This window comes from Robertmurraya korlensis, from assembly GCF_023715225.1.
Taxonomy (GTDB): Bacteria; Bacillota; Bacilli; order Bacillales; family Cytobacillaceae; genus Robertmurraya_A.
The window spans coordinates 76509-90163 of sequence record NZ_JAMBNS010000011.1; the positions used below are offsets into that span (position 1 = coordinate 76509).

The 13655-nt window shown below is 38.6% G+C and carries 12 protein-coding genes; all 12 read right to left on the minus strand.

Annotated features, from left to right (window positions below; all coding sequences use genetic code 11):
- Positions 1-263: 263 nt before the first annotated feature.
- Complete coding sequence (gene pdxA, locus M3175_RS18635; protein ID WP_251522355.1) at positions 264-1268, minus strand: 4-hydroxythreonine-4-phosphate dehydrogenase PdxA; 1005 nt, start codon at positions 1266-1268, stop codon at positions 264-266.
- Complete coding sequence (locus M3175_RS18640) at positions 1216-2550, minus strand: four-carbon acid sugar kinase family protein (protein ID WP_251522357.1); 1335 nt, start codon at positions 2548-2550, stop codon at positions 1216-1218. Before M3175_RS18640 ends, pdxA begins: the two co-directional genes overlap by 53 nt.
- A 9-nt stretch (positions 2551-2559) precedes the next feature.
- A complete protein-coding gene (locus M3175_RS18645; RefSeq protein ID WP_251522359.1) occupies positions 2560-3723 on the minus strand; it encodes an iron-containing alcohol dehydrogenase in 1164 nt (387 codons plus the stop codon).
- 45 nt (positions 3724-3768) lie between these two features.
- A complete protein-coding gene (dapA, locus tag M3175_RS18650; protein ID WP_251522361.1) occupies positions 3769-4668 on the minus strand; it encodes a 4-hydroxy-tetrahydrodipicolinate synthase in 900 nt (299 codons plus the stop codon).
- 179 nt (positions 4669-4847) lie between these two features.
- Positions 4848-6611, minus strand: coding sequence for a sigma-54-dependent Fis family transcriptional regulator (locus M3175_RS24975; protein ID WP_251522363.1), 1764 nt, complete (start codon positions 6609-6611; stop codon positions 4848-4850).
- Between the two features lie 322 nt (positions 6612-6933).
- Positions 6934-7752 (minus strand): squalene/phytoene synthase family protein, encoded by an 819-nt coding sequence (locus tag M3175_RS18660; protein ID WP_251522365.1) that lies wholly within the window; start codon positions 7750-7752, stop codon positions 6934-6936.
- Between the two features lie 428 nt (positions 7753-8180).
- Positions 8181-9158 carry a ring-cleaving dioxygenase gene (locus M3175_RS18665; protein ID WP_251522367.1) on the minus strand — a complete coding sequence of 326 codons (978 nt, stop codon included), beginning with the start codon at positions 9156-9158 and terminating at the stop codon, positions 8181-8183.
- Between the two features lie 498 nt (positions 9159-9656).
- The gene (gene deoC / locus M3175_RS18670; RefSeq protein WP_251522369.1) at positions 9657-10328 is read right to left on the minus strand and encodes a deoxyribose-phosphate aldolase; all 672 of its coding nucleotides are present in this window, start codon (positions 10326-10328) and stop codon (positions 9657-9659) included.
- 32 nt (positions 10329-10360) lie between these two features.
- On the minus strand, positions 10361-10756 hold the full coding sequence (gene cdd, locus M3175_RS18675) for a cytidine deaminase (protein ID WP_251522371.1): 396 nt from the start codon (positions 10754-10756) through the stop codon (positions 10361-10363).
- Between the two features lie 32 nt (positions 10757-10788).
- Complete coding sequence (locus M3175_RS18680) at positions 10789-10962, minus strand: XapX domain-containing protein (RefSeq protein ID WP_251522373.1); 174 nt, start codon at positions 10960-10962, stop codon at positions 10789-10791.
- A 96-nt stretch (positions 10963-11058) separates the two neighbouring features.
- Entirely contained in the window at positions 11059-12363 is a 1305-nt protein-coding gene (locus tag M3175_RS18685) for a pyrimidine-nucleoside phosphorylase (protein WP_251522375.1), read from the minus strand.
- A gap of 56 nt (positions 12364-12419) precedes the next feature.
- Positions 12420-13634, minus strand: coding sequence for a NupC/NupG family nucleoside CNT transporter (locus M3175_RS18690; RefSeq protein ID WP_251522377.1), 1215 nt, complete (start codon positions 13632-13634; stop codon positions 12420-12422).
- Positions 13635-13655: the final 21 nt, after the last annotated feature.

Consider the following 13655-nt stretch of genomic DNA (forward strand, 5'->3'; position numbering starts at 1 on the left):
ATTAAATTTTTATCAAAATATATATCTCTGGGAACTTCTCAAAATAGCTCTCTACAATAAGTAAGGGGTTACATTTTTCGAATATACTTTCCCTTTTGAAAAGCTTGGACCTGAGATTTCAGGTCCTATCCTTATGGTCTGTGTTTTCTCGGGGAACTTAAAAATATTCCTGAGTGTTAACTGCCCGAATGACCCTTAATCCATTCACACTACACGAGGAATTTTTCTTTAAGCCCCCTTAAAACTCTTTTTACATCAGATTCTTAATTGAAAACTTCTTTTGGAGACAAATCAGCAGCAGATTGGATGGCTGCAAGCATACTTCTTTCATCAGCTATATTTTTACCGGCAATATCAAATGCAGTGCCATGGTCTACAGAGGTGCGAATCACACCACCATTTAAACCAACCGTGATATTAACCCCCTCTTCCAAACCTAATACCTTAATTGGCACATGGCCTTGATCATGATAACAGGCAACAACCAGATCAAAATCACCACGAACCGCTCGGAAAAAGACGGTATCTGCAGGGTGTGGACCGCTTACATTTATTGCTTCAGCCATGGCTTGCTCAATTCCTGGAACTAGTTTTTCTTCCTCTTCCCCTTCTCCAAACAAGCCATTTTCACCCGCATGTGGGTTAATTCCGCAAACCGCGATTCTTGGATTTGTATAGCCTGCACGTGTTAATGTTTCGTGGGCAAGCTTCACCACTTTATACGTCCGTTCTGGAGTAATAGACTGAACCGCTTTAATCAGGCCAACATGTGTGGTCAAATGAATGACCTTTAATTTGGGTGAAGATAACATCATCGAATAATCCACCGTTTCCGTTAATTCTGCAAGGATTTCGGTATGTCCTGGATATAGATGTCCTCCCTTGTGGAGGGCTTCTTTATTTAATGGCGCAGTACAGATCGATTGAATCTCCTTATTCTTCGCCAGTTCAACTGCCGTCTTTAAATATTGAAAGGCAGCATCTCCTGCTTGTGGTGATAATTCTCCAAAAGGCAGGTCAGCAGGTAGTAAATCCAGATCAATACAATCAATTCTACCAAATTCAAATTTGCTTTCAGTCACAGATGCAACCGCCGCAACGGTTAATGATGATTGAGTGATACGAATCGCTCTTTCGATCATTTTCGCATCACCAATCACAACTGGTCTACATATTTCGTAAACAGATGGATGGCTCAAGGCTTTCACGATGATCTCAGGACCCACTCCTGCGGCGTCGCCCATGGTAATCCCTATAATCGGTTTCATCATAATTCCTCCCATGAAGTTTATAAACGGCTTTCAACATGACTTCCTTTGAGCCAAAGTTCCCAGCCTTAGTGACAATAAATAACTCTTTGTCTGTGAATACCCGACCAAGCGGGATACCGGATTCTACTTCGTCCAGTAAAATAAATTCATACGCATTTAATTGAAGGAACACTTGCTGAGCGGTATCTCCTCCAGTTAAAAATAGATACTTTAAATCATGAACACAGATCATTTCTGCCGCAAATTCACCTAATACCATTGAAATGATATTACTGATTTTAACCGCATCGTATCCCAGTTGCTCTCCGATTTTACGAGTTTCAATCACATTATTCGAAGAGTATAACACTACATTTTTCCCTTGCAAAAAGGCCTCTTTAGCCCCAGACAGAATTCGCGTTAATTCCCTAGCTTTTACATCTTCATCCAGCAAAACTTTTGCCGAATCCATTTCCAGTCCAACCGTATCCGAATAGTTCAAAAGATGCTGCAACTGGGACCTCCCTGTTGCACTAACACTGCCAACAACCAAGAGAACAGGTTCATGATGAACAGGCAAAGGAATCGTTTTTGGGACTTGTCTCATCCCATAAGTCTCCGGTAAATAATTCATTAAACCGGCAGAACCCACCCAAACGACGGAGAAATTGGTCTGGTGAATCAACTCTACTAACTTTCTCAAATCAGACTCTTGAGCAGAATCAACCGTAATATAAGAGATCCTATTTTTCTTACATGAAGCTAGTTTATCCATGATCGTGTCATACCCTTGATGGATCTCTTGAAATGTAATATGCTCTACCTTCCGCTTCGATTGATTCTCTATTAATCTTTTAATCTCTGAATCCCTGACAGGTGTTTTTGGATCTTTTGCCACCTCTGTATTCTCCAATTTAACGGAGTTCAGATAATGAACCCCATTGATGACTTTACGCCCATTCACCGGAAAGGCAGGGGCAATAATCACGAAATCCGGGGAAAAAGAATCATAGATGGCATTGATTTCCTCACCAATATTTCCCCTCATGGTTGAATCAATCTTTTTATAGATCAGGTCAATTGGACCGGATTTTATCGTGTCACATACCTTTTTCACTCTTTCGTAAGCCTCAACCTCGCTTACAGAGCGACTATCTGTATTGTAGATAACTGCATCATAATCATTAACTTCCTTAGAATTTTCTTGTACCACAACGGAAACCTTTAAACCAAAACGGACTAATTGCCCCCCACAATCACTTGCCCCCGTTAAATCATCCGAAATGACTGATATTTTCATGATCTGGCGTTATAGCAGCTGGCGATAAATCGCTTCAATATCTGCTAAACTCAATTTCTTCGGATTATTATTTAATAAACGGGTGACTTGTGAGGCTGACACAGAAATTTCCGGTACTTCTCCTTCTTTAACACCATAGGTTTTAAGATCTTGAGGGATTTCTAACACATTGGTCCACTCAATGATTTTCTCCACCACTTTTTCTGCCAATTCGCTATTTGAAAGGCCCTGAACACTGATTCCCATAGGCTCAGCAACTAAAGCCAATCGGTCCGTTATTGCATCCATATTGTATTTCATGACATGTGGAAGGAGCATAGAATTTGCCACACCATGAGGAATTTTATATTTTCCTCCTAATGGATAGGCCAACGCATGTACGGCTGCAGTACCTGCACTCGTTAATGCCATCCCGCCATACATGGACCCGACTAGCATTTTTTCTCTTGCCTCGATCGATTCTCCATTTTGATACGCTTCCACAATGCTCGAAGAGATTAACCTGATCGACTCTAACGCAAACATATCACTGATCGGATTTGCCTTTATTGAAATAAAGGATTCTAAAGAATGGGTAAAAGCATCCATCCCGGTTGCCGCGGTGATTGGCTTCGGTAATTTCACTGTGAGAATAGGATCAAGAATAACAAGTGTTGGAAGTAAATATTTGCTTACAATACCTACCTTTAATTCTTGGTCCGGCAGGGTTACAATCGCATTTGGAGTGACCTCTGCACCTGTTCCGGAGGTTGTTGGAATCAAAATCGTTGGGATCCCTGGATTCGCCACAAGGTCAGTTCCCAATAATTGTTCCACCGAAGCATCATTGGTTTTTAACACGGAGAGAATTTTTGTCGTATCAAGCACACTGCCTCCGCCAATACCAATCAATACATCATAATTCTTACTCACCGTTGCTTCAAATACTTGTTCAATGTTTTCTAATGTCGGTTCTGGCAGAATGTTCGTATTCGTATCAACCGAAATCCCTTTTGCCTCCAATTGGCTAACTATTTGTTCGACAAAGCCCAAATCCACCATCGGCGGCTGTGTAATGATCAGTGCTGATTTAACCTCCACTCCCAGTAAATTCAACTTTTCTCCGAGCAATTGGAGTGAGTTTGGTCCTGCTACAATATTCTGTGCGGTTTGAAATTGATAAATCGTTTGCATTTCCATCCACCTTTCTAATTCTGTTATGTTGTGATTGACCGATCGTTATTGAAATATTGATACTTTTTGTTGTTTATAGAATTCCACCATTTCAGCGACCTTGACTAGCGCATCTCCTGATATCTCTGATACAGGCATCTTTGGTGGTCCTACTGGAACACTATAAAGTTCTACCGCTTTCTTTAGTACAGAAGGCAAGGTACCGTATTTAAAGGTGTCACGAAGAGGCTCTAATTTTTTCTGATTTTCCTCCGCGGCTTCTATATTTCCCTCTAACCAATTGTTGTAAATGGCAACAACCACATCTGGAACCATATTGGCTGTCGCAGCAACTGCTCCTGTTCCACCTGCTTGTAGGGTTTGGAGGATTAAAGAATCTGTACCGGCAATTACTGAAAAATCTTCATCCGTTGTTGCATGGATGTAATTTTCAATGTTGGCAAAGCTGCCGCTGCTATCTTTAATTCCCACAATGTTTGGCACTTTAGCTAGTCTTGCAACAGTTTCAGGTTCAAGATTAACCCCTGTTCTGGCTGGGATATTGTATAAAATAACAGGAAGAGAAGTGCTCTCAGCAACTTTTTCAAAATGAACCGCTATTTCTTCCTGTGTTGGTGCAATAAAGAACGGAGTAATCAAGGATAAAGCATCAGCGCCAAGCTGCTCCATTTTTTTTGATAAATCAATGGTTTCTTCTGTGTTATGTCCACCCGTACCAACAATTACAGGTACTCTTTTATTTGCTTCCTCGATGACAATCCTGGCAACTTCTAATTTTTCCTCTGTATTCAGTAGGTGAAATTCCCCGTTTGTTCCAAGAATGAAGAGTCCATGTACACCTGAATCAATCAAATGGTTTGTTAATTGTCTTGTAACAGATTCGTTAACCTTTTGTTCCATCGTTAATGGAGTTAACATAGCTGGAATGATTCCTTTTAGTTCCATATCCTTACACCTTTCTAAATTAAATTGTTTATTTTTTAAACAGTTTATATTTTAAACAGTTATAATATCGCTTACATTTAGAATTATAGATTAATATGTTTATTTTTACAACTATTGAACTCAACAAAATTATTAAAACACCAAAACTGTTTAATTTTGAAACAGTTTTGGTGTTTTATCTACAGTTCCTTTAATTTTCTCCATAAAGTGGTCCGGTTAATCCCCAGCCTTTCAGCCGTTTTGGTTTGATTCATACCTTCCTCCAGCCAAACCTGCCTGATGATTCTCTGTTCGATTTCCTCTAGAGTACCTGTAATTTCCAGCTGGGACATTTCCGCTTCCTTTAACTTTGTTTTTAAAATATAATGGATATCTTCTTTTTCAATAAAAGGTCCACTTGATAACACCACAGTTTCATTTATCACTTGTTTCAATTGGGTTATGTTTCCCGGCCAGCTATAATTCTCTAACTCCCCAATGGCTTCATTCCGAATCCCGGCAATTTGCTTCCCGTATTTTGTATTAAATTCATTAATAAAAATACGTGCAATATGATCAATATCTTCTTTTCGCTTAGATAATGGCGGAAGACTTAAGGTCAATTGGGCCAGCAGATAATACAAATCATTTAAAAAGGCACCGCTTTCAATCAAGTTCAAAATATTCTCACCTGATGATGCAATAATGCGGGACTTTGAATTATTCTTTATGAGATAGGACAACAATTCCTTCTGATTGGATAAAGCAAGGGAATCGATATTTTTGAGAAAAATCGTTCCATTATTATTAGAGGCAAGCAGGCCTTCTTCTTCACTCAGCAACAAGTTCCACTGTTCTGCCGCTAATAGAGAACAATTAATCGTCATTAGGGGAAAGGAGCGTTTGGAACTGCGATAATGGATATAATGAGCTAATTTTTCCTTCCCTGTCCCTTTTTCGCCGCTGATCCAGATCGATTCTTCTTTTTCACTATATCTTTCGGCTGACTCTATAACCATTTTCATCTGGTTACTTTTTATAAAAGAAGATTTAATCGGGCTGGAATTCATCAGTGAAGAAATAATGTTTATACCATCGGAAAGCGTTTTTTGATTGGACTCCACTCTTTGTAATCGAAACAAAACCAGCGGTATTTCAAATCCTTGTAATTTAGTCCCCTTTACCTTCCAAAAGACGTTGTTGTTTTCAATTAAAGATGTATATTCGCCTTTTGAAGTAACTTCTGTCACGGCCTCTTCAATGTTGATTGAAGCCTTAAATGTTTTATTTAATTGTTCAGTGAAACATGTATTGGAGTAGACACTATTAAATGTTTTATCAAACACCACAAAGCCTTCTTCTTCTTCTTGAAGAATTTGTTGCGCAATCGATAATTTTCTTCTAAGTATGGAAAAATAACTATGCATTTTCTTAGCATTTTGAAAAGCCTTTAGGATGCTTTCTTTTCCCGAAGTAATTAATACTCCATTTAATCCAAGATTTTCTGCTTCCTTCACGGTAATAACATCACCAATAATGACTTCATAGCCATTCTCAAGCAACTGTCTTAAAGTTGGTTTGACTTCCTCTTCTTTTGAAATAACAAAGGGGGAAATATCAATTTCAAGTAGTTGACAAACGGTTGCTGCCCCTTCTGATATTGGTGGAAAACCGACAATCGCGGCCTTACCCGGATAGTCTTTTACAAGGGTTAACACTCGGAGCATATCATATCCGGAAACTTCAATTTCAATCACAGGAATGGATACTTTCTTTTGGATGAGCTCTGCAGTTCCCCCACGGCTAATAATAATATCAAACCCCTGATCTGCTGCACGGCTGGCGAGTTCAACTCCTTTTTCTAAATCGCCAACCTCCACATGTAACTCAAAATCTTGATTACGTCCTAATTCTATGATTGATTCTTTTAACCCCTCATAGGGGGCAATCGCAAAAACCTTCACTTTTATTCACCTTCTGTTGCATTATTAAACAATCTATATCTTTACTATACCAAAAATAATTCAAACTGTTTATTTATTAAATCATTTTAGCAAATCACACGGTACGATCCAAGTTCCATAAAGTTCCATAGTGATGGTTTTCGTGGTTTTTCAAGACAGTCCCCTTGATCATCTATGCTCTTGCAAGGCTTGCTAGTTTACGTCCTCTTATAGTGCTTCTCTCCCCTAAATTTAAAAGCCAGGCAGATGCCTGACTTTTGTGTATTTGCTATATTAATCTCTTGTCTTTTCCCCTAGTTGCCACATGAGCCTTACTCTTATGCTATTTTACTTGTACTTCTTCAACAGTTTGTTCTACTTCCGCTCGTGTTATTTTTTCACGACCTTCTTTCAAAGCGGTTAGGGTTTTATGAGCTAAAGCAAGTGGTAGACGGCAGAATAATAAAATACTTCGCTTATGGAGAGACTTCATATATTCATCTGCCTTTGCTAGGTTTTCATCCGCATATTCGAAAAGCTCCATACGAGTCCAATTATCGGGTACAAAACTTACACCACGTTTGTCTAAATCTTCCTTCTCATTACGCAAAATGTTAACAGCTTGAAGCCCACGACCATAACCGATGGCCAATTCCCTATCAGTCTTTATACCAGCACAGTGCTCCCAAAGATTTGAAAGCATTACTCCAACCAGTCCAGCAACGTAGTATGTATAATCATCTAAATCTTCACGTGTATGGATTTGCCAGTTTGCTTTTGCCCATTTTGCCATACCAGAAGCCATTTCGCGGGCGGCGTTCATAACAATTGGTAGAGTATCCTTTGGACAAGTTTGTAGCCAATCTTCTAGACGAAGAGTAACCTCAGGCATTCTATCTTTTATTGGTCCAAGAATTCGCAAATAATTTTCGTTGTTAAATGGCTGTTTAAATAGTTCACTTACTTGCATTAAGATCATGTATTTTTCATTATTGTCTAATTCTTCATGATCTTCAATTTCATCAATGGCTCGGAAAACTAAATATGCAGATGCAACCGTACTTTTTAACTCCTTTTGTAAAAAGGTAATCGGAATATAAAATGTCCGGCTTGTTTCTTTTAGTACAGATATTGCATCTTTTGAAAAAGTCTTTTCGTTCATTTTAAAATTCCCTCCATCTTTGGTGCTGCCTTTTATAAGCAAAATGTTTTGTTAGAATTTTACCATAGTTAGATTATTCAAGAATGGAATAGAATTTACCTGCTAAAAACAAGTATATTCTACAAACCCGTCCCTTTTCTACAATAAAAGATTCCATAACAAAAGGCATTAATCCTTCTAGAATCAATGCCCCTTTTTTAAAGGATAACATCTGAAAAACTACCTCGCAGTACTTCTTTTCCTTGTAAAAAGACTTCAATCAAGACAATCGTTAAAAAATCTGATGAGCGATTGCCCATCAGATTTATTCAAAGATTACTTATAAAATTTAACTCTATCTTTCATCTATAAAATCAAATCAAACCTCTTCTGAGAATCTCTTTTTTTGGTTATCACTTTGCTAAGTCTTATTGTTTCACATTTTCCATTTATTCTTTGATCATTTCCTTTGTACTTCTCACTGTATCAATTGGACGAACTAGTTTTTCTATTTCTGTACGTTTTGGCTCCAGGAAAGGTGGCAGGGATAATTTTTCCCCAAGCGTTTCATATGGTTCATCACCCATAAAACCAGGGCCATCCGTAGCAAACTCAAATAAAATCTGTGGAGCAACTCTTGCGTATAATGACTCAAAAAAGTGGCGATTAACATAACCAGAATTATTTAACCCAAAACTATTTAACCGCTCAATCCACTCATCTAATACTGCGCGATCTTCTACTCGGAATGCCGCATGGTGCACTGTACCATAACCTTGTCGAGCTTGAGGAAGAATCGCATTATATTCAACAATGACTGAGGCACCATTCCCACCTTCCCCCACTTCAAATAAATGGAGAGATCCTTCCTGATTAGTCTCTTTAAATAATAGTACTTTTTCCATCATTTCTTTAAAGTATTCAAAGTTCGCTATACGAATAAAAACAGGTCCTAATCCAGTAATCGCATATTCCAGTGGTATTGGACCTTTTTGCCAAGGTGTACCAGACTCCACTCCTTTATTGAATTCATCTGAAATCAATTGATACTGTTGATCATCAAAATCAACAAAAGAGAGAGTTTTCTTGCCAAACTGTTCTTTGATCCCAGTATGCTTTACTTCTAGACGATCAAAACGTTTTACCCAATAATCTAATGCTGCATCACTTGGTACTCGGAAAGATGTTTTTGAAATCTCGTTTGTACCGTGTATACCTTTTGGAATACCCGGAAAGTCAAAGAAAGTCATATCTGTACCTGCACTACCTTTATCATCGGCAAAGAATAAGTGATAGGTTTGAATATCATCTTGATTTACCGTCTTTTTAACCAATCGCATCCCTAAAACATACGTGAAAAATTCATAGTTTTTTTCTGCACTACTTGTAATCGCTGTTACGTGGTGTATTCCTTTTAGATGGTTCATAATAATTCCCTCCAAGGTGCTAGATTTATTTTAAAATTAATATCTTTAATTAAAATATCTTGAATTCAAGATTTATAATAATACTTATGAAGTCTTATGTCAATCTCTTTTAAGTTTTTTTATCTACCCGAGCTGTTCGTTCAATCAGTCTTCAACGGTATTGTTATAAAACTGATGTTGATTGCACTGTGCTTGAAAAATAACCGGAGAAATTCCGTTTAAATTGGGAAATACCCCTATTTCCTTAAGAATAAGCGGAGATTTTCCGCTTATGTGATTCAAATCTTTGAATTTTGGCTTATTTAGAGCTGTTAACCGGAATTCCTCCGCTTATCTCTGCTTCTTAGGCTTCCTCTATCTACATTAGCCGGAAATTGTCCACTAAATAAAAAATGACCATCAAATTCACATACAAGTGGATGGTCATTTTAATATATATGTTGGATTTTTGTTCATTAGTAACGGGTGACATTATTGTATTATATTAAAATCATATTTCTAGTAAGCACTGGTCCCTGTCTTCCCTTGGACAATCGCCACACTAGAGCTTGCTCCAATACGGGTAGCACCTGCTTCTATCACGTTTTCTACTACTTCACGGTTACTAACACCACCTGAAGCCTTCACTCCAATTTCTGGACCAACCGTTTCACGCATGAGCTTAATATCCTCAACCGTAGCTCCACCTGTTGAGAAGCCTGTTGATGTTTTCACATAATCAGCTCCTGCTCTTACAGCAAGCTTACAAGCCCGGACCTTTTCCTCTTCAGTGAGCAAGCTTGTTTCGATGATCACTTTAACTAGCGCTTTACCATCTGCTGCCTCCACTACGGAACGGATATCTTGTTCAACAGCAACATCATCTCCATCTTTTAACTTGCCAATATTTATAACCATATCCACTTCATGAGCACCTTTTTGAATCGCATCTTTTGTTTCAAAACTCTTTGTCTCAGAAGTGGTTGCTCCTAATGGAAATCCTATTACTGTACATATTTTTACGTCAGAATCCTTTAAGTACTCGGCTGCCGTTTGGATCCAAGTAGGATTTACACAAACGGAGAAAAATCCATGTGTTTTCGCCTCTTGGCAGATCACTTCCACTTGATCCTTTGTGGCATCAGCTTTTAACAGTGTATGGTCGATCATGTTTGCAATATTTTTCGTCATTTGTCTCACCTTTCCTTTTGGAACCTATTTGTTTATGTTAAATCCTCCGGAGAAAACGCGCCTGGCAATAGTTCTTTAACCGTCAATTCCTCTACGTCTCCTTTTAAGTTCGTTAAAATCACCGTCATATCTGGATGACATAGCTCTGAAATCACTTGGCGACATGCCCCACAAGGTGGAACCGGACGATTGGTGTCTGCCACAACAACAAGTAGATCATATTCTCTGTCTCCATTTGCATAAGCACTAAAAAGGGCTGTACGCTCAGCACAATTACACATCGAATATGCTGCATTTTCGATATTGCAACCATGGTATAGCTTCCCATCTTTTGTTCGTAGGGCAGCCCCCACCTTAAACTTTGAATATGGAGCATATGCCTTCTCTCTTGCTTTCTTCGCTTCTTCAAACATGAATGAATTTTTCATCCTTCAACCACCTTCCATTGAAAATTCGTTGTTTATGAGTTTGAAAAAGTTTTTAAAATAAAATCAAAAGCCACCCCACCGATATACACACCGAATACCCCTAGCACACCTGAAAGCACAGGTGGAGCTGGTAAGGGAAGACGCATAAATTTAAAGACAACTCCTATCGCAATTCCTGCTAATATACTTAATAGTAACTCCTTCATTTTTCATTCTCCTTTTTCGTCAATTACCTACGTTAATGTTGTAGGATGTCTAACCTCTTAAATATAAAAGTTAGGCCCACTTATAGGACCTGTTTATTATTGATAAATAATGTCATAAACCAAAGGGTTCAACTCGACACTGTTTTGCGAAATATGATAAGCATCATAAATTCGATTGATAACTGTAGTAACATCTTGAGTATTGCTATGAATGGTTACAAGTGACTCCCCTTTTCTAACGGAATCACCAATCTTTTTATTTAATACAAGTCCAACAGCAAGATCAATTACTGAGTCTTTTGTTGCTCTTCCTGCTCCTAAAATACTTGAAGCAACCCCAATCTTATCAGCAATGATTTCTGCAATATACCCATGCTCTTTCGCTTCCACTTCGAAAGTAAAAGAAGCGGTTGGAAGCCTTGATGGATCATCGATAATAGAATCGTCTCCACCTTGAGCAGCAATAAAAGTTTTAAACGTTTCAATCGCTTTTCCTGTTTGGATGGATTGCTCTAACATTTTCCGTGCTTCTTCCACATTTTCTGCTTTATCTGCTAGATAGACCATTTTACTTCCAAGTGTTAAACATAGCTCATATAGATCTTCTGGTCCTTGACCCTTTAGTGTGTCAATCGCTTCCTTTACTTCTAGTGCATTGCCGATCGCAAAACCTAACGGCTGATTCATATCCGAAATCACCGCAATCGTTTTACGGCCAGCACCATTACCGATTTGCACCATTGCATGGGCAAGTTCCTTCGCACCTTCTAAATCTTTCATAAATGCGCCTGACCCTGTTTTGACATCTAACACGATCGCATCTGCACCAGAAGCTATTTTTTTACTCATAATCGAGCTTGCAATCAGCGGAATCGAATTAACCGTTGCTGTTACATCTCGTAAACCATACAGCTTTTTATCAGCAGGTGTTAAATTTCCACTCTGTCCAACAACAGCAATTTTATTTTTATTTACCAGCTGATTAAAGGTTTCCCCATCTATTTCAACTTGAAAGCCATTTATGGATTCCAACTTATCAATCGTTCCGCCTGTGTGCCCAAGTCCACGTCCTGACATTTTAGCAACAGGAACACCGACAGAGGCGACTAGTGGTGCAAGAATCAGTGTTGTTGTATCCCCCACTCCACCTGTACTGTGTTTATCGACTTTAATTCCTTCAATCGAAGAAAGGTCAATTTGGTCACCTGACTCCACCATAGCCATCGTTAAATGTACACGTTCTGAAATCGTCATGTCTTGAAAGAAAATTGCCATTGCCATGGCTGACATTTGATATTCGGGGATATCTCCATCTGTATACCCCTTAATCATAAAACCAATTTCTTCTTTAGTTAGCTCATGACCATCACGCTTTTTTTCTATTAAATCTACCATTCTCATGATCTCTCATCCTTAAACATTAGATTTTTAAAATAAGGGGAGGACTCCCCTTTCACCTAAATAAATATGCCTGCAATTGCTGCACTTAGTAAGGAAGCTAACATCCCAGCCACTACTGCACGAAGTCCAAGCTTTGCAATATCCGATCGACGGCTCGGAGCTAGTCCACCTAAACCACCTAAAAGAATCGCCATTGAACTGAGGTTTGCAAAGCCACAAAGGGCGAAACTTACTACAATAACCGTTTTTGGACTTAATTGGTCAATTTGTGGTGCAAATGAAGAATAAGCAACAAATTCATTTAAAACTAGCTTTTGACCAATAAAACTACCTGCCGCTACTGCTTCAGACCACGGTACACCCACAGCAAACGCGATTGGTGAAAACAAGATTCCTAAAATCGCTTGAAGTGATAATCCTTCAAAGCCAAATAATCCACCTAGACCAGCTAAGATCCCGTTGATTAATGCAATTAATGCAATAAAAGCAATTAACATGGCACCTACATTTAAAGCAAGCTTTAATCCGTCTCCAGCACCACGAGCAGCTGCATCGATCACATTAACGGATTCTGTATCTTTTTCCATTTTCAACTCATGAGATGTTGCTGATTCTTCCGTTTCAGGCATCATTAATTTAGCCAAAACCAATCCTGCTGGAGCTGCCATGAAACTCGCAGCTAATAAATATTCTAGCGGTACACCTAAAAGAGAGTAGCCTACAAGAACGGAACCCGCTACAGAAGCTAGTCCACCAGTCATAACAGCAAACAATTCTGATTGAGTCATTTTTTCAATAAATGGTCGAACAACTAGTGGAGCTTCTGTTTGCCCTACGAAAATATTAGCCGCTGCCGACATGGACTCCGCCTGACTTGTACCTAATAGCTTCGATAATCCTCCGCCAATAATTTTAATAAACCACTGCATAATCCCTAGATAATATAAAACCGAAATTAACGATGAAAAGAAGATAATAATAGTTAATACTTGGAAGGCAAAGATAAATCCAAATTGATCAGATCCTGCTAAAGGTCCAAAAACAAAGGAAAGTCCTTCGTTCGCATAATTAATGACATCTTGAATTCTCATTGTGAACCATTGTAAGGCCGAACGCCCGGCTTCCCATTTTAAAACAATAAACGCAAACGTAAGCTGTATCGCTAAACCTCCGAAAATCGTTCGATAATTAATCGCTTTCTTTTTATTGGATAAAAGAAAGGCTATTCCTAAAACAACAAAGATCCCAAAAATTCCCCATAATAAATTCATGTTGGTCACCTCTATAATGTA